Below are 16,790 nucleotides of genomic sequence, written 5' to 3'. Positions count from 1 at the left end.
CATCGCACTCGGCTTCCGCAACCTCGACAACTACATCACCAGAAGCCTGCTCCACACCGGCGGATTCAAACACGCCATCCAAACTCACCTCTAACCACCACCCCTACACACCAAAATGCGAAGAGCCATTCTTCAAACCGCAGCCCCGCATGCCATGGACCACCGTCTATCTCGGACCACGCCGCCCAGAAGACCTCCATCTCCATGACGAATGGGGAGAACCCGACGAAGCGGACGGTGATTCCGTCATCGACGCGGAGGAAGCCGCGCAGAACGACGAGCCTGCGGGTATCGGAACTCCCGACGATGTCGTATCGCTCCCGCCGCTGACGCATGGATCCGATATCGCACACCGGCGTATGGGGCTTTCTTCGATTGAAACTTTCCCCTCGCATGGCGCCGCCATCGCCCGACTACGAGAAAGGACCTGACGACATGGTCTGGATCAATGATTCCGAATTCACCCGTTCGTCCGTATGCTTCGCCCGCCGCAACCTTCGCGGCATAGACAATCTGGAAAGGATTCTCGATTACCGGCGGGACGTCAACGGCGCCGCATCATATCAATGGGTGTGTCGATCCGATGACGTTTCAAGACGGACGGATCCGGACGATCCCAAAACGCTGTATCGCCCAGAAACCATCGATGCGCTCCAGAAATCCGGAGAGGACTTCCTGTTCGTCAAATGGAAGCCGAATACCGCCAATCCGGAACGACCGACGGTGAAGGACCCGTATACGCACCCCTATGACCTCGTCCCGAATTGCTATGAGGTGATCAACAATCCGGCTGAGAGCCTTGAGCAACTGCGCAATCAGCTGGCGGACGGATGGACGTATGCCGGCATGCCGACGGCACAGGTGCTCGTGCTGTACGCGGACGAAGGCGACCATTATGACGCCGTATTGCTGGATAGGGCCGATCTGGACCTTTCCGGCAACCGTATACGTCTCAGGACAGATGCGCCGCTGAGCGCGGAACACTATGAGATCGCCCGCCACGACATCAAATATCTTCCGGGCGACCGATTCGTCGGAGAATATGACCGCGCCGTATATATCAACCCCGAGCTGCCTCGATCGCAGGGCGCGGTGCTCATCCGCCCGCTGCGGCAATATGCGCTGCACTACATGCGCCGGTACCTCGACAAGGTCCACGGCATCGGTTCCGGCATCGACTGGCCGCGGTTCTCCGCCATGCTGGACGAGGCCATGCGGTCGCCTCAGAATCTTGCCGAATTCGGCATCGCGCTGTCGACCTCCGATACGCGGAAAATGACGAAGGCCATCGCCCGTCTCGTCAACGACGATGAACGGATGAAGGAACTGGCGCATGATGTCCTCGTTCGGAATCCTGACTTCAAAGACGAGTGCGTCACGGTGTGCCGCCAAGAGCTGCACAGTGAACTCGACAGGACCCGCAAGGACGAACTGTCCCGGATCGAAGCCGAATGCACCGCCAGACGCCATGCACTCGAACAGGGCCTCCAGCAGAAACGCGATGAACTGTCGCAACTGGAGCAACAGGTACGGTCCCGATCCGATTCGTATAAGAGTCTCACAACACTCATCGAACCGCTGCGGCAACAGGTCGACGACATGAACCGCCGGCTCGATCAGGCCAACGCCGAAGTCCGACGGGTCAACAAGCAGGCGGAAACGGATCTTGCCGAACTCGAAAAGCTGAAGGAGGCGGAGCTTCGCAGACTCGACGAACAGCGCAGCGAGGCACTGGACCGGCTTGAAAACGACGTGGCGCTCAAGCTTGGTTTGGACACGGTGATGCGATCATTGGAAGCGACGCTCTCCTCCCTTCCGCCCAAGGCCACCTCTGAGACCCCGACGGCCCCAACCGTGCGCCCCCTCAGCTATCCCACGATTCAGGTCCGGCAAGGGGAGAAGGATTTCACCGAGACGCTGGCGGACAATCTCCAGGCCTTCGGCGTCATCTCGGTCGATGGCTCCTCGGCGGCTCTGAGCTCGTTGGCTCAAGCCTGTGAACGTTCCCTCTCCGCCACTCGGCTGGTTGCCGTCGACTCCGCCTTCGCAGCGCCGCTCGCCAACGCATTGTCGTATGCCGGCAATGGCCGGCCGGCGAAACATGTCGGCATTCCCGCCGATTGGCATGACGCCGCGGCCTTGGATCGGATGCTGTCCGACGAGGATACGGACGTGCTGGTATTGGACGGCCCCATCGACACCGTGAACGAAAGCCTGCTGTTCGCCCTATCCCGACTAGACCTCGATACGACGCTCATCCTCCCGGTCGGCGCATACGGCAACCTGCGTCTCATCGCCGGAGAGATCTGGGACCATATCTTCTACCTGCCCACAGAACGGTACATCAGACTGCCTCTGACGCCGAAGCAGCTGTCCCGCTCCGGCAAGAATCGCACAACCGTTCCCGCGGATAGGCAGAGGCTGATCGGCGTACTGTCGGGATTGCGCAGGCAGATCGCAGACATGCCCTACTCGTCGCTTGTGCTCCCGGCCTCCGTATCCGCACGATTCGACCGGCCGGAAGACGGGGATTCATGGATCGCACCCCATCTCGCGCTACGCATCTACGCCGATTCCGGAACGGACGCGACGAAACCCGCCATCGTTGCCGGCAACGATGCGGCCAAGCGTCTGATGGAACGCATCGGACGGAGCCGTCATGCCGGGTGACCTCCTACGGACGATGGCAGGCGATCTCGGACTGCACCGTATGGGCGGAGAAGACGACACACGGTTCGCATGCCGCGTCTCATACTCCGCCCTGCGCTTCTGGATGCAGGCGTTCTGCCTGGACGACGGATACGGCGGCGCATACGGCGTGAGTGAATCGGCCATCATCCGCAAAAGCGCCATCTGGCTACGCAATCTCGCGGACCTCTACCCCGGCATCCTCGACTGGTATCGGTTCTACGACGCCGCCGGCGCTCGCGGACTTGCATCCATCCTGCATACGCTGGCCGCCATGCGCGATCTAGTGAAGACTGAGGACGGACTGTACCGGTGCGCGGCTATGCATACCGCTCCGGCAGGAACGTATGCGCGCATCCGGCTCGGACTAGCCGACCCGACCGATATGGACGACAGGCCGCCCATATCCGGCATGGGATTCATCGCGAAGGGCCCCGCACGGACTGAGTCCGCTCCTACCCCGGCACAGGCTACGTCGTCGTCCGCAAGCGCCAAGGCGCGTATCCGGCCGGGCGGTGACGACGGCCATGTCATCATCGAACTGAACCGTGTTCCGCGTAGCTCTCCGGATTGGCAGTGCTTCTTCATGCTGACCTGGCCGTTGCGTGACGTCACCGACAGGCAACGCCGTATGGCGCGCGTGGAATACGCGCCCCTGCTTGCCGACCTGCTACGATTCTGCGGTTTCCAAGTGCAGCCCTCGTAGCCCCGTCATATTGATGTCATGGCTCTGCACAGATGGCATCCTAATGACGGGATGTCTCTCTATCTAGCCGTCTTGTTCAACGAGCGCCTGCATCCGACGGCACGAAGCCGGCGCCGAGGATCAGCCGTTCGGAGGGGACGCGTCGGTGCATGTCGTCGGTGTCCCAGCGGTCCTTCACGTAGGGGTTGACGGCCGGGTTCGCTGTGAGCGCCTGCATCGCCGCGTCTCGGTCCGACCATTCATCCACGTACGTGCAGTCGATGCGTCCCGGGGCGAGCATGTCGATGAGCCGGAGATAGTAGTCCCGTTCCGTGAACAGCGTGTCGATCAGGTAGCCGGGTTCCTTGAGGAACCGGGATAGTCCGCGGATGTAGAAGGCGCGGTTCTCGTCGCGGATGAGCGGCGGGACCGCGCCGAGTCGCATCAGTTCCTTGAACAGCACGAGTCGTCCGACGCGCCCGTTGCCGTCGGAGAACGGGTGGGTGGTCTCGAACATCCAGTGCGCGTGGGCGATGGCGTACGGGTCGTCCGTGAGCCGGGCGAATTCGTCGAATACGAGTTCCATGGCCTTCGGCACGTCGGCGGGCAGTACCGTGTGCACGCCTTGGATGGCGTTGATGACGTTGGGAAGGATCTTCCATCCGCCGACGTTGCGGTCTGGGTCGGTTTCCTGACGGGTGCCTCGTTTGAGCATCGCGTGCAGCGTGCAGACGAACGTCTTGTCGACCGGATCGTCGACGTGGTCGAGCATCCAGTCGAATGCGCGGAAATGGTTGGTGGTTTCGATCACGTCGTCGGCGCGGATGATGTCGTCGCCGTCCGGCAGCAGCTCCCCTGTGTCGTAGAGCTGCGCCGTCTGTTCGGCGGTGAGGGTTGACCCCTCCATATGGTTCGAGTTGTAGGCGAACACGAGCTGGGTGTTGTGGTAGAGGCCGTGCGTCACCTTCTGGTCGCGTTCGCGTTTCAGCCATTCAGCTAGCGTCGTACCCATGGTCGCCTCCGATTGCGGGTGGATTGTCGGAATCGTCGTCACGGTCGGATCCGGACGGCTTGTCCTCGCAATCGCCGTGACGGCGGTCGGCGGGGAGGATCGGCTCGCTGCGGTGCATCGCGCCGGGCATCGTGATGTCGAATCGGACGGACAGCAGACGCAGCGCGACGATGAGGATCACGATGGCGACGTCGAGACCGGCTTCGGCGGTGTCGTCGAGGATGCCGAACTGCGCGCCACGACAGACGAACACGGTCAGTATGCAGCCGAGAGCGGACGGTACCGCATACCAGTGCCGGTCGCGAATCACCAGCGGTACGTCGTTGAGCAGCATGTCGCGGATGAGGCCGCCGGCGAGCGCGGTGAACATGCCCATGAACACGGCCGTCATGCCGGATGTGCCGTATAGGATCGCCTTCTCGGTGCCGATGACGGCGAACATGGCCACGGCGAGCGCGTCGATGGTCAGCATCGACCATCTGAGCTTGTCGACTTCGGGATGGACGACGGCGACGGCGAGTCCCGAGGCGAGCGCGGTGATGACGAATCCGCGGTCGGCGATGCCGATGGGCGGCACGTCGCCGAGCATCACGTCGCGTACGATGCCGCCGCCCAATGCGGTCAGCCATGCGGTGATGATCATGGCGATCAGGTCATAGCCCTTGCGCACCGCGCACAGGCCGCCCATCAGGCCGCTGCAGAAGATCGCGAGGTATTCGACCCCCAGGAAGAAGGCGTTGCTCTCCAACGTCAGCTCCATAGGGTCCATCCTCCTTCGCCGGTCGTGCATTCGCCTCTTGAGCCTACCGTATCGACCTGAGGCGACGCGCGCGGACCCGCGTGATGCAGGTTCCAGACGCTCGACACGGCTGAATCTTCGCAACGGACGCGCGATTGACACGCTTGCGTGTCCAAAGTGAAGATGTCAGCCCTTGAAACTTCGCAGCCGACACGCAGACATGCCGATTGCGTGTCGGCTGCGAATCTTCCGCCAAGGATGTTGGATGCACCCGGATGACTTTCGCGCCGAAACAGGATGTTGCAGAATATTGCAGAATGACGAGACGGACCACGCGGACTTCAAATCCGATAAAAGCAGGGGCCCTTGCAAACATTGACGTTTGCAAGGGCCCCCGGATACGGACTTAGTAAGGTCAGCAGACCTTCCACATCCAGTTGTGCGGATCCTCGATCTCGCCGAGCTGGATGCCGAGGAGCTCGTCGCGCAGCGAGCAGGTGAGTTCGCCGGAGCCGCCGTCGGCGACGGTCACGTCGAACTTGTCGGACTTGAAGCGGCCGATCGGGGTGATGATGGCGGCGGTGCCGCAGGCGAACACCTCGGTGACCTCGCCGGACTTGATGTCCTCGAGCAGCTGGTCGAGCGCGATCATCGTCTCGACGACGTCGATGCCGCGGTCCTGCATGAGCTGGATGAGCGAGCGGCGGGTGACGCCCGGCAGGATGTTGCCGGTGAGCGACGGGGTCTCGACGTGGCCGTCCTTGTGCACGACCATCATGTTCATGCCGCCGAGCTCCTCGAGGTAGGTCTTGGTGGCGGCGTCGACGAAGCACACCTGCTCGCAGCCGTTCTCGATGCCCTTGTACTCGCCCAGCAGGGAGGCGGCGTAGTTGCCGCCGCACTTGGCGAAGCCGGTGCCACCGGGGCCGGTGCGGAACCACTTGTCCTCCACCCAGATGCTCACCGGCTTGACGCCGCCCGGGAAGTACGGGCCGGACGGGGAGGCGATCACGCAGAAGTCGACCTCGTGCGGGGCGCGCACGCCGAGGAACGGCTCGGAGGCGAACATGAACGGACGCAGATACAGCGTGTATTCGCGGCGGGTCGGCACCCACTTGACGTCCTGCTTGACGAGCGCGGCGCAGGCGCCCAGGAAGTCGTCGACCGGCAGTTCCGGCAGGTAGAGGCGCTTGGCGGAGTCCTGGAAGCGTTCGGCGTTCGCGTCCGGACGGAACATCCAGGTGGAGCCGTCGGCGTGGCGGTACGCCTTGAGACCCTCGAAGCACTCCTGGGCGTAGTGCAGCACGGATGCGCCCGGGTCGAGCTTGAGCGGCGCGTACGGTTCGACGCGGCGGTCGCCCCAGCCTTCGCCCTTGGTCCAGCTCATGTGGGACATGCTGTCGGAGAACAGCTGTCCGAAGGCCGGCTTGTCGATGAGCTGCTCGCGCTTGGCGTCGGAGGCCAGGTTGTCGTTCGGCAGGATGGTGAACGGTTCGGCGAGCTTGTTCAGCGCTTCCGGATCGTGATGGGTCTGTTCGGTCATTGCTTCACACTTCTTCTGCTATGCGTGCGCCGCGGAATCCGTGGCGGTCATACGGTTTGATGTGCCGCCGGCGCTTCTGGCGCCGGCTTCTGGTGATACTCTCTCACACGCGCGCCCGTGCGGCCCGTGGAGGGTTCACATTATGAAAGGAGCCCACGTGATGTGGGCTCCTTTCGGGGATCGGTGGGGTCGGCTGCGGTCAGCCTTCACCCGACGCGGTCGATGATGCTGCGCCGGCCGTCATCGGATGGCCGGCGGCCGCGATCACTCGGCGTCGGCCTCGCCCTCGCCTTCCGGCACGGTCACGGTGACGACCGGCTCCTCGAGGTCGGTCATGTCGAGCTCGGCGCCCTCCGGCAGGACGACGTCCTTGAGCAGGACCTTGGCGCCGTCGGTCAGGCCGTCGACGTTCACGACGATGCGCTCCGGCAGGTTGGCGACGTCGGCGCGGATCTTCAGCTCCTGCATGTCGACGAACGCGACGGCGGCGCCCTTCGGCTCGCCCTCGACGAACACCGGCACCTCGACGTCGATCTTCTCGCCGGCCTTGACCTCGTAGAAGTCGATGTGCTCGATGATGCGCTTGACGGGGTTGCGCTGCACGTCCTTGACGACGGCCATGACGGTGTTGCCGTCGACGGTCAGGGAGAACAGGGCGTTGGTGTGACGCAGCGCCAGGGTGGTCTCCTTCATCGGCAGCTTGATGAAGGCCGGGGTCTCGCCGCCCGCGTACACGGTGGCCGGGATCTGCTTGGCGACGCGCATGCGGCGGGCGACGCCCTTGCCGAACTCGTTGCGCACTTCACCTTCGAGCTTGATGGTGGTGGTCATGTCGACTCCTTATGGGTCTCGTTACTTGTCGTTCTGTCTTTTGACGCCACGACGCGCCGCAGAACGCCCCATACGGAAGCCGGTCTTGCGCCGAGTCGATAACGGAGCCGCGTCCGCCGCGCGGACGGCGTCTCCCTCGCCAAAGCAACAGTCGTCAAGTATACCGCGGGTCCGGACAACGGCGGCCGGGACGACGGTCCGGCGCGTCCGTCCGTCGGCGTCGGGCGCGCCGGACTCCCCCGCCGGTCGTTCCCGCCGGGAGCGGCCGCGCGCCGTTACAATGGTTGCGGTATATCGGATCGATCGAATCGAGGCTGCAATGAAGCGCATCACCCGCAACGTCATCATCTCCGCCGCGACGGCCGTCGGCACGCTGGGCGCGGCCGCGGCGCTCGGCGCGAACGGGCTGTTCTCGTTCGCGCTCGACACGAAGGCGCCCCGTTCGATGTTCTCCCCCGACCGCAAGGCCGGTGCCGACGCGGCCGGCGCGCCGTTCGACGATCCGGAGGGCGCGGCCGCGGCGGCATGGTTCGAGGAGGCCAAGCAGCCGGTCACGATCGTGTCCGACGACGACCTGCTGCTGCACGCCTGGCTGTTCGACCCGGATTGCGCCGATCCGAAGCCGCACCTGTTCGCGATCTGCTGCCACGGCTATACGGGCGAGCCTGCGGAGATGGCGCGTTGGGCGCACCGATACGCCCGCATGGGGTTCACCGTGCTCGTGCCCGCTCAGCGCGCGCACGAGCTGAGCGAGGGCCGTTACGTGGGCATGGGATGGCTGGAGCGCAACGACCTGCTCGACTGGATCCGTCTGGTCGTCGATTCCGACCCGCAGGCGCGCATCCTGCTGCACGGCAATTCGATGGGCGCGGCGACGGTGATGATGGCGGCCGGCGATCCGCGGCTGCCGCGCAACGTGGTCGCCGCCGTGGAGGATTCCGGCTACGCGTCGGTGACCGACCAGTTCACGCAGGTCGCCCGTTCGATGTTCCGCATGCCGCGGGCCGTGGCGCGTCTGATGGTCACGCTCTCGTCGCTGGTGTGCCGCCGGCGCGCCGGATGGCGGTTCGAGGACGCGTCGTGCACGCGCGCGCTGCGCCATACGACGATCCCGATGCTGTTCGTCCACGGCGGCGCCGACTCGTTCGTATCCCCGTCCTGCCTGCAGCGCAACCATGACGCGTGCGCGAGCCTGGACCGTCAGGCGCTGCTCGTCCCGGGCGCCGAGCATACGATGGCCGCCGTCGCGGCGCCCGAGGTGTACTGGCGCAAGGTGGAGCGCTTCGTCACGCGCACGTTCGGCCTGTGACGGCCGGCCCGGGCGCGACGCCCGGGACATGAAGAAGGGCGGCGGCTCCCCTCCCGGGGAACCGCCGCCCTAGTCGTATCGCCTTCGCGAGCCGGACGGCGTTACGCGATCAGCTCCTTGACGGCGGCGATGACGGCCTGCAGGCCGGACTTCGCGTCGCCGAACAGCATCTGCGTGTTGTCCTTGAAGTACAGCTCGTTCTCGATGCCGGCGTAGCCCTTGCCGCGGCCGCGCTTCATGACGACCACGTTCTGGGCCATGTCGACGTCGAGGATCGGCATGCCGGAGACCGGGGTGCCCTCGCGGCGGGCGGCCGGGTTGGTCACGTCGTTAGCGCCGACGACGAGCGCCACGTTGGAGGACGGGAACTGCGGGTTGATGTCGTCGAGGTCGACGAGCTCCTCGTACGGCACGTTGGCCTCGGCGAGCAGCACGTTCATGTGGCCGGGCATACGGCCGGCGACCGGGTGGATCGCGTAGGACACCTCGACGCCGTGGCCCTTGAGCAGCTCGCCCAGGTCGGCGAGCTCGCGCTGGGCCTGCGCCTGCGCCAGGCCGAAGCCGGGCACGAAGATGACCTTCTCCGCGTAGACGAGCTGGACGGCCACGTCGTCGGCGGTGGTCTCCTTCATCGTGCCTTCGGGGCCTTCGGCGTCGGCCGACGCGGAGGAGCCGCCGCCGAAGCCGCCGGCGAGGACGCTCATCAGCGGGCGGTTCATGGCCTTGGACATGTCGATGGACAGGGTCACGCCGGCCGCGCCGACGAGGGCGCCGGCCACGATCAGGGCGATGTTGTTGATCGCCAGACCGCTCATGGCGACGGCGGTGCCGGTGCACGCGTTGAGCACGGAGATGACGACGGGCATGTCGGCGCCGCCGATCGGGATGACGAACACGAGGCCGTAGCACAGGGCGAACACGGTCGTCAGCACGCACCACAGCACGGCGTTGGCCGGCTGGACGCACAGCATGACGAACGAGGCGACCGTCAGGACGATGAACGCGACGTTCCACACGCCCTTGGCCGGTAGGGTCAGCTTGCGCAGGAACTTGACGCCCTGCAGCTTGCCGGCGGCGACGAGCGAGCCGGTGAAGGTGACCGAGCCGATCATGATGCCCAGGCCGGCGGTGATCAGCACGACGATGCCGGGGCCGGAGGCGTCCTCGGAGTTGAGGATGTCGTTGAGGGCGACGAGGGCGGCCGCGCCGCCGCCGACCGTGTTGAACACGGAGACGAGCTGCGGCATGTCGGTCATCTTGACCTTCTTGGCGCTCCACACGCCGGCCACGGCGCCGATCGCGATGCCCGCGATCAGCAGCGCGACGGCCACGCCGTGCTGGAAGCCGTTGGCGATCTCGCCGGCGAACAGCACGATGAACGCCATCGCGCACGCCATGACCATGCCGGCCGCGGAGATCAGGTTGCCCTTGCGGGCGGTCTTCGGGGAGTTCATCAGGTGCAGGCCGACGACGAACATCACGGCGGCCAACAGGTAGACGAACCATTCGACCACGCCGAGCGGGGTGCTCAGCATCGCTTCGATAGTCTGCATTTACTTGCCTTCCTGGTCCTTCTTCTTCGACTTGTCGGACTTGAACATCTCCAGCATGCGGTCGGTGACCACGTAGCCGCCGACGACGTTCATCGTGCCCAGCACGGCGGCCAGGAAGATGAACACCCAGGCCAGCACGGACGTGGCGTGCGCGGCGACGATGACCACGCCGACGATGACGATGCCGTGGATGGAGTTGGCGCCCGACATGAGCGGGGTGTGCAGGGTGGCGGGCACCTTGCCGATGACTTCGACGCCGATGAGCAGCGCCAGGGCGAACAGGGTGATCGCTACGACGATATCCATGGTTCTTTTCTCGCTTTCCTTGGGATGCGTCGCCTACGCGGCGGTGGGACGGCCGGCGACGACGAGCGCGTCGTCGAGCTCCTGGGACAGGTCGATGCCCAGCTTGCCGTCGCGCACGAAGTGGGCGAGCACGTCGGCCACGTTGCGCGCCAGCAGGTTGGACGCGGTGTTGGCGACCTCGCTGGCCAGGTAGGGTGCGCCGATGATGGTGACGCCGCCTTCGGTGACCTGCGTGCCGACCTTGGAGCCTTCGACGTTGCCGCCCAGCTCGCTGGCGGCGCAGTCGACGATCACGGCGCCGCGCTTGAGGCCGTCGACGCCGGCCTTGGTGAGCAGCATCGGGGGCTTGCGGCCCGGGACCTTCGCGGTGGTGATGATGACGTCGAATCCGGCGGCCTTCTTGTCGACGGCGGCCTGCTGGGCGGCCTGCTCCTCGGCGCTCAGGGCGCGCGCGTAGCCGCCCTCGCCCTGGCCGGCGGAGAAGTCGAGGCCCAGGTCGAGGAACTTGGCGCCCAGGGATTCGACCTCGCCGCGGGAGGCGGGGCGCACGTCGTACGCGGTGACGACCGCGCCGAGGCGCTTGGCGGTGCCGATGGCCTGCAGGCCGGCGATGCCGGCGCCCAGGATGAGGACCTTGGCCGGGCGGATGGTGCCGGCGGCGGTGGTCATCATCGGGAAGAACGATCCGTAGGCGTTGGCGGCGACGAGCGCGGCCTTGTAGCCCATGACGGAGTTCTGGGAGGTCATCTCGTCCATGGACTGGGCGGAGCTGAGCTGGCGCGGCAGCTTCTCGATGCCGACGCCCACGATGCCGGCCTTCTCGAGCGCGGCGACGTAGTCGGCGTCGGTGAACGAGCCGAGCATGCCGATCACCCACGTGCCGGGCTTGATGCGGCCGAGGACGGCGGCGGAGGGACGGTCGACGAATCCGAGCGCGTCGGCCTTGGCGATGACCTCGTCGGCGGCGAGCACTTCGGCGCCGGCCTTGACGTAGTCGTCGTCGGTGTACTGGGCGGCGCGTCCGGCGCCGCGTTCGATCAGGCAGGAGACGCCCGCCTTGCGCAACCGGGTGACGATGTCCGGCGTCAGCGCGACGCGGGACTCGGTTTCGGATGTCTCGTTCAGAACACCGAAGACCACGGTGGCTTCTTGGGTTGCAGCCATGAGAGCCCTTTCTTCACTAATCACACACATCCGAGTGTGCTGGCATACAGCGGTACAGTGTAGCGAGGACGCCGAATCTTGAGGCACGGCGGTCCATTTAATGAATAGCCCCGCCCCGAAAGCCTTCCGGGGGCCCATCGGATCGCGGGGCCGGGCGCGCTCCGGAACGCACGCCACGCCGCCCTCCGCCTACGCCACCGTAAGGTGACGGGCGGGCGAAACGCGATTATCATTCGGAGATTGAGAAGACCATCATCGCATGGTTCGCGATTTTCCAAGGAGAGTTTTCGTGTCCGTCATCACCTCGTTGAACAAGCAGGCGGCCGGCCTGATGCAGAAGGCGTTGCGGCTGGGAGGTGACTTCGTCCACCCTGTCGGCGACGACGCCTCGGACCGCCCCGAGTACACGCCGGGCGAGACCGTCGTCGAGCTGCCCCACACCGACGAGTGGGGTCCGGGATATCCGACGACCACGTTCGTCGACCCGGCCACCGGTCTGCTGACCGCCCGGACCGAGGGCATTCCCCCGCTGCCCGAGCACACGACGATCTACGACGTGTACCGCGACCGCGCCGAACGCATGGGCGACAAGCCGCTGTACACGTTCAAGCGCGACGGCGAGTGGGTCACCAAGACCGCCGACGAGTTCCTCGCCGAGGCCCGTCAGGTCGCCAAGGGCCTGATCCACTACGGCCTGAAGAAGGGCGACACGGTCGCGTTCATGTGCCGCACCTCCTACGAGTGGGACCTGGCCGACTGCGCGATCATGGCGTGCGGCGGCGTGCTCGCCTCGATCTACGACACCGATTCGGCCGAGCAGATCCGCAACATCGTCGACAACTCCGACGCGCGCCTGCTCATCGTGCAGACCACCGACATGCGCGACAAGGCGGACGGCGCGATCGACGACTGCCCGTCCCTGGAGCACATCATCTGCATCGAGACCGGCGGCCTCGACGAGATCGCCGCGTACGGCGACTCGGTGAGCGACGAGGAGCTCGACGCGCGCATCGCGTCCCTCAGGAAGACCGACTTGTGCTCGATCATCTACACGTCCGGCTCCACGTCGGCGCCCAAGGGCGTCGAGATGACGCACGAGCACTACTGCACCGACGCGTTCAACCTGCGCGACTACATGCCCGACCTGCTCATGCACGACAAGGACGGCTCGATCCTGCTGTTCCTCCCCCAGGCGCACACCTTCGCCCGCGCGATCAACTACATCGTGGTCGCCAGCAACCTGCACGTCTACATCGCCACCGGCATCCAGACGCTGCTCGCCGACCTGCAGGTGGCGCGCCCGACCGTCATGATCGTCGTGCCGCGCGTGCTGGAGAAGGTGTACAACGCGGCCTCGCAGAAGGCCGGCCACGGCGCCAAGGGCGTCGTGTTCGCCGCCGCCGTCACCGCCGCCCAGCAGTACATGAAGGAGGTCAGCTCGCTCGGCCGCGCCAAGCGCCTGACCGCCGCGCGCCGTGCCTCCTTCGACCCGGTCGTCTACAAGTCGCTGCGCGACGCGCTGGGCGGCCGCGCCAAGTGGATCGTCTCCGGCGGCGCGCCGCTCGACCCGGAGCTCATGAACTTCTTCCGCGGCGCGAACATCCCCGTCTACGAGGGCTACGGCCTGACCGAGACGACCGCCCCCTGCTCGTTCAGCCCGCTCGGCGTGCCGTTCCACGAGGGTTCGGTCGGCGTGCCGTTCCCGAGCTTCTCGATCCGCATCGCCGAGGACGGCGAGATCCAGATCGCCGGCCCGGTCGTCTTCCACCGCTACCACAAGAACGACGAGGCGACCGAGGGCGCGTTCAGCGAGGACGGCTGGCACGCCACCGGCGACCTGGGCCGCCTCGACAACGACGGCTTCCTGTACATCACCGGCCGCAAGAAGGACCTGATCATCACCGCCGGCGGCAAGAACGTGGCCCCCGGCCCGATCGAGGAGGTCATCAAGCGCTGCGAGTTCGTCTCCCAGGCGCTCGTGCTGGGCGACAAGCGCCCGTTCATCTCCGCGCTCGTCACGCTCGACGAGTCGTCGCTGCGCCCGTGGCTGGAGGCCAAGGGCCTCGACCGCGACATGACGCTCGAGCAGGCCGCGGAGAACGCGGCGGTGCGCGCCGAGGTGCAGAAGTGGGTCGACCAGGCCAACGAGGGCGTCTCTCGCGCCGAATCGGTGCGCAAGTTCATCATCCTGCCCGAGGAGTTCACGCAGGAGAACGGGCTGATGACCGCCTCGATGAAGGTGATTCGCCCCAAGGTGATCAAGCGCTACGCGACGCTGCTCAACACGCAGATGTACACCAAGCGCAAGTGACGCCGCGTCGCCGGGTGCGCCCGCATCCGGCGACGGTATGCACGGTATGCACGGTATGACGACGAAGGCGGGGCGGTCCCGGAAAGGGACCGCCCCGCCTTCGTCATGTCCTATGCGCAGCGACCGGCCCGGAGAGACCCCGGACCGGCGACCCGGCTCAGAAGCCGAGCTTCTCCAGCTGCTTGGGGTCGGACTGCCAGCCCTTGGCGACCTTGACGTGCAGGTCGAGGCGGGCCTTGCCGCCGACGATGCGGTTGACGGGCGTGCGCAGCTTCTTCTTGACGCGCACGAGGTGCTCCGCGCCCTTGCCGATGATGATCGGCTTCTGCGAGTCGCGCTCCACGTACACGGACACCATGACGTCGATCTTGCCGTCGTAGCCGGCGCCGGTCTCGTTGTCGGACGGGTATTCGATCGAGTCGACGACGACGGCCAGCGAATGCGGCAGCTCGTCGTCCAGCTCCTCGAGGAACGCGCCGCGGATCAGCTCGGCGATCGTCTCCTCGGGGCGCTCCTCGCTGATCTGGTCGTCCGGGTACATCTGCGGGCCTTCGGGCGTGTGGTCGATGAGCACGTTGCGCACCTCGTCGAGGTTGTCGTGCTCCAACGCGCTCACCGGCACGATGTCGGAGAAGTCGGCGAACTCGTTGATCGCGATGAGCTTGTCGATCAGCTGGCCGCGGTCGAGCTCGTCGATCTTGGTGACGATGGCGATGAGCGGCACGCGCCATGCGAACGTGCCGTCCTCGCGCTTGGTGGCGAAGTCGGAGCGCAGACGGCTCAGGATGCGGCGGTCGCCCGGGCCGATCTCCTGGTCGGCGGGCAGCAGGAACGCGATGACGTCCACGTCGGACAGGGATTCGTCGACGATGTCGTTGAGGCGCTGGCCCAGAAGCGTGCGCGGACGGTGGATGCCGGGCGTATCGACGAGCACGAGCTGCGCGTGGTCGGTCGTCAGGATGCCGCGGATCGCCTTGCGGGTGGTCTCCGGACGGGACGACGCGATGGCGATCTGCTTGCCGATCAGCGCGTTGATGAGCGTGGACTTGCCCACGTTCGGGCGGCCCACGACGGCCACGAATCCGGATCGGTAGACCTCTTCGCCCTGCACCGGCTCACGATGGTCGTTCTGTTCGCTCATGCTACTCCTTGCCTGCCTTGTCGTTGTCGGTGCCGTCGGCCTTCGGGGCGCGGTCGTCCCCGGCGTGCCGCGACGTCTCGCTATCATCCTTGACGCCCTCGACGTGCGCCGGCTCCACGACGATCGTCGACACCTTCTTGCGCCGGCCCGCCGAGTCGACGGCGGTCAGGCGCAGTCCGCGCGTCACCGCGGACGCGCCGACGATCGGCACGCGGCCGAGCAGCTTGGTGAGCAGGCCGTACACGGTGTCGACGTCGTCCTCGTCGATGTCGATCTCGAAGATCTCCTCCAGGTCGGCGATCGGCGTGCGCGCCGGCATGCTCCAGCGGCCGTCCCCGATGCGCTCCGGGTCGGCGTGCTGGGTGCGGTCGTGCTCGTCCTCGAGTTCGCCGACGATCTGCTCGATCGCGTCCTCGATGGTCACGAGGCCGGCGATGCCGCCGTATTCGTCGACGACGACGGCGACGTGCTGGCGCGTGCGCTGCATCTCGTGGAAGAGGTCGTCGACGGGCTTGGATTCGGGCACGAGCATCGGATGGCGCACGATCGAGGCGACCTCGCGGTCGGCGGCGGCCGGGTTGAACGCGGTGGCGCGCACCGCGTCCTTGAGGTAGGCCATGCCGATCAGGTCGTCGACGTCGTCGCCGATGACCGGCACGCGCGAGAAGCCGGAGCGCGAGCACAGGCGCAGCATGTCGGCGAGCGTCTCCGTGCGCTCGATGCAGATCATGTCGGTGCGCGGCACCATGATCTCGCGCGTGAGCGTCTCGGAGAGCGTGAGCACGTTGCGCATCATCTCGGAGATCTCCGGGTCGAAGTCGTTCGCCTCGACGAGGCGGTCGATGGTCGCCTTGCCCTGCTCGATCTGGATCTTCTCGAGCTCCTCGTCGTCCGACAGGTCGGGCTGGCCGCCGATGCGCGCGAACGGCGTGAGCGCCGCGGCGACCGACACGAGGCCGGCGCTCGAGAGCATGATGTCGACCGGCTTGTACGCACCGGCCGAACGCGGCCGCACGAGCACCGACACGACGGCCACGGCGAGCGCCACGACGAATCCGGCGAGCAGGCCGGCCCAGACGGGCGCGTCGAACAGGGATGCGATGCAGGCGACGAGCACGCCGTCGAGCACGTTGCAGGCGATGCGGAAGAACGCGCACGAGCCGGCGGTCGAGTAGCGGTCGGCGATGAGGTGCTGCACCTTGTGGATGCGGGCGATCTTCTTCATGCGCAGGAACTGCGAGACCTCCGGGTCGGTCTGCACCTCCAGGATCAGGTTGTTGAGACTGGCCCGGGTGACGCGCGACACGGCGCTTTCGGCGGCCGCCATGCTCAGCGACAGCCAGACGAGCAGCGCGGCGACGACGGTCAGGGCAGCCGTCAGGATGATGGTCGACGGTTCTGCGAACGGCATGGGTTTCCTTCTTGTCGGATGGGGTGTGCGCGTGCGTGGTCGCGTCGGTCCGGCCCCGGCCGCGCACGGCGGGGGCCGGACCGGGCCTCTCGGGCCG

General features: G+C 66.1%; 14 protein-coding genes. 5 read left to right on the top strand and 9 right to left on the bottom strand.

Going from position 1 to position 16,790, the window contains the following annotated elements:
* Nucleotides 1-149 precede the first annotated feature (149 nt).
* From D2E24_RS05885 to D2E24_RS05875, 3 genes are read left to right on the top strand one after another with little or no spacing between them, the layout of a single operon-like run.
* Nucleotides 150-431 carry a hypothetical protein gene (locus D2E24_RS05885; RefSeq protein WP_125968395.1) on the top strand — a complete coding sequence of 94 codons (282 nt, stop codon included), beginning with the start codon at nt 150-152 and terminating at the stop codon, nt 429-431.
* Between the two features lie 4 nt (nt 432-435).
* On the top strand, nt 436-2,670 hold the full coding sequence (locus tag D2E24_RS05880; protein WP_125968394.1) for a hypothetical protein: 2,235 nt from the start codon (nt 436-438) through the stop codon (nt 2,668-2,670).
* Nucleotides 2,671-2,683: 13 nt separating this feature from the next.
* Nucleotides 2,684-3,394, top strand: a complete 711-nt coding sequence (locus tag D2E24_RS05875; RefSeq protein ID WP_125968393.1) for a hypothetical protein — start codon at nt 2,684-2,686, stop codon at nt 3,392-3,394.
* Nucleotides 3,395-3,470: 76 nt separating this feature from the next.
* Here the strand turns inward: D2E24_RS05875 and D2E24_RS05870 are convergent, their stop codons facing one another.
* The 4 genes from D2E24_RS05870 to D2E24_RS05855 all read right to left on the bottom strand — a co-directional run bounded on the left by D2E24_RS05870 (nt 3,471) and on the right by D2E24_RS05855 (nt 7,498).
* Entirely contained in the window at nt 3,471-4,385 is a 915-nt protein-coding gene (locus tag D2E24_RS05870) for a Fic family protein (RefSeq protein ID WP_125968392.1), read from the bottom strand.
* Nucleotides 4,366-5,145: a trimeric intracellular cation channel family protein gene (locus D2E24_RS05865; RefSeq protein ID WP_164521033.1), complete on the bottom strand. Its 780-nt coding sequence runs from the start codon at nt 5,143-5,145 to the stop codon at nt 4,366-4,368. Before D2E24_RS05865 ends, D2E24_RS05870 begins: the two co-directional genes overlap by 20 nt.
* Nucleotides 5,146-5,539: 394 nt before the next feature.
* Nucleotides 5,540-6,667: a branched-chain amino acid aminotransferase gene (locus tag D2E24_RS05860; protein WP_125968391.1), complete on the bottom strand. Its 1,128-nt coding sequence runs from the start codon at nt 6,665-6,667 to the stop codon at nt 5,540-5,542.
* Nucleotides 6,668-6,931: 264 nt separating this feature from the next.
* Nucleotides 6,932-7,498, bottom strand: a complete 567-nt coding sequence (locus D2E24_RS05855) for a 50S ribosomal protein L25/general stress protein Ctc (protein ID WP_125968390.1) — start codon at nt 7,496-7,498, stop codon at nt 6,932-6,934.
* Nucleotides 7,499-7,817: 319 nt separating this feature from the next.
* Here D2E24_RS05855 and D2E24_RS05850 point away from each other — a divergent pair, with 319 nt between their 5' ends.
* A complete protein-coding gene (locus D2E24_RS05850; RefSeq protein ID WP_125968389.1) occupies nt 7,818-8,807 on the top strand; it encodes an alpha/beta hydrolase in 990 nt (329 codons plus the stop codon).
* A gap of 101 nt (nt 8,808-8,908) precedes the next feature.
* On the opposite strand, the gene D2E24_RS05845 is transcribed toward D2E24_RS05850, so the two are convergent.
* From D2E24_RS05845 to D2E24_RS05835, 3 genes are read right to left on the bottom strand one after another with little or no spacing between them, the layout of a single operon-like run.
* Nucleotides 8,909-10,360, bottom strand: coding sequence for an NAD(P)(+) transhydrogenase (Re/Si-specific) subunit beta (locus D2E24_RS05845; RefSeq protein ID WP_125968388.1), 1,452 nt, complete (start codon nt 10,358-10,360; stop codon nt 8,909-8,911).
* The gene (locus tag D2E24_RS05840) at nt 10,361-10,666 is read right to left on the bottom strand and encodes an NAD(P) transhydrogenase subunit alpha part 2 (protein ID WP_125968387.1); all 306 of its coding nucleotides are present in this window, start codon (nt 10,664-10,666) and stop codon (nt 10,361-10,363) included.
* 33 nt (nt 10,667-10,699) lie between these two features.
* Nucleotides 10,700-11,830, bottom strand: a complete 1,131-nt coding sequence (locus D2E24_RS05835) for an NAD(P) transhydrogenase subunit alpha (protein WP_125968386.1) — start codon at nt 11,828-11,830, stop codon at nt 10,700-10,702.
* Nucleotides 11,831-12,119: 289 nt separating this feature from the next.
* Between D2E24_RS05835 and D2E24_RS05830 the strand changes: the two genes are divergently transcribed.
* Nucleotides 12,120-14,141 (top strand): AMP-dependent synthetase/ligase, encoded by a 2,022-nt coding sequence (locus D2E24_RS05830; protein ID WP_164521032.1) that lies wholly within the window; start codon nt 12,120-12,122, stop codon nt 14,139-14,141.
* Nucleotides 14,142-14,298: 157 nt separating this feature from the next.
* On the opposite strand, the gene era is transcribed toward D2E24_RS05830, so the two are convergent.
* Nucleotides 14,299-15,282, bottom strand: a complete 984-nt coding sequence (gene era / locus D2E24_RS05825) for a GTPase Era (RefSeq protein WP_125968384.1) — start codon at nt 15,280-15,282, stop codon at nt 14,299-14,301.
* 1 nt (nt 15,283) lies between these two features.
* A complete protein-coding gene (locus D2E24_RS05820; protein ID WP_125968383.1) occupies nt 15,284-16,693 on the bottom strand; it encodes a hemolysin family protein in 1,410 nt (469 codons plus the stop codon).
* Between the last annotated feature and the right edge of the window lie 97 nt (nt 16,694-16,790).

This window comes from Bifidobacterium samirii (assembly GCF_003952945.1).
GTDB lineage: Bacteria > Actinomycetota > Actinomycetes > Actinomycetales > Bifidobacteriaceae > Bifidobacterium > Bifidobacterium samirii.
This window is presented reverse-complemented; position numbering and strand designations above follow the sequence as displayed.

Excerpts from the sequence above, each read along its gene's own strand:
- era (WP_125968384.1), bottom strand. The coding sequence starts at position 15,282 with ATGAGCGAACAGAACGACCATCGTGAGCCGGTGCAGGGCGAAGAGGTC.
- D2E24_RS05865 (WP_164521033.1), bottom strand. The coding sequence starts at position 5,145 with ATGGAGCTGACGTTGGAGAGCAACGCCTTCTTCCTGGGGGTCGAATAC.
- D2E24_RS05835 (WP_125968386.1), bottom strand. The coding sequence starts at position 11,830 with ATGGCTGCAACCCAAGAAGCCACCGTGGTCTTCGGTGTTCTGAACGAG.
- D2E24_RS05820 (WP_125968383.1), bottom strand. The coding sequence starts at position 16,693 with ATGCCGTTCGCAGAACCGTCGACCATCATCCTGACGGCTGCCCTGACC.
- D2E24_RS05875 (WP_125968393.1), top strand. The coding sequence starts at position 2,684 with ATGGCAGGCGATCTCGGACTGCACCGTATGGGCGGAGAAGACGACACA.
- D2E24_RS05845 (WP_125968388.1), bottom strand. The coding sequence starts at position 10,360 with ATGCAGACTATCGAAGCGATGCTGAGCACCCCGCTCGGCGTGGTCGAA.
- D2E24_RS05840 (WP_125968387.1), bottom strand. The coding sequence starts at position 10,666 with ATGGATATCGTCGTAGCGATCACCCTGTTCGCCCTGGCGCTGCTCATC.
- D2E24_RS05855 (WP_125968390.1), bottom strand. The coding sequence starts at position 7,498 with ATGACCACCACCATCAAGCTCGAAGGTGAAGTGCGCAACGAGTTCGGC.
- D2E24_RS05860 (WP_125968391.1), bottom strand. The coding sequence starts at position 6,667 with ATGACCGAACAGACCCATCACGATCCGGAAGCGCTGAACAAGCTCGCC.
- D2E24_RS05885 (WP_125968395.1), top strand. The coding sequence starts at position 150 with ATGCCATGGACCACCGTCTATCTCGGACCACGCCGCCCAGAAGACCTC.
- D2E24_RS05880 (WP_125968394.1), top strand. The coding sequence starts at position 436 with ATGGTCTGGATCAATGATTCCGAATTCACCCGTTCGTCCGTATGCTTC.
- D2E24_RS05850 (WP_125968389.1), top strand. The coding sequence starts at position 7,818 with ATGAAGCGCATCACCCGCAACGTCATCATCTCCGCCGCGACGGCCGTC.
- D2E24_RS05870 (WP_125968392.1), bottom strand. The coding sequence starts at position 4,385 with ATGGGTACGACGCTAGCTGAATGGCTGAAACGCGAACGCGACCAGAAG.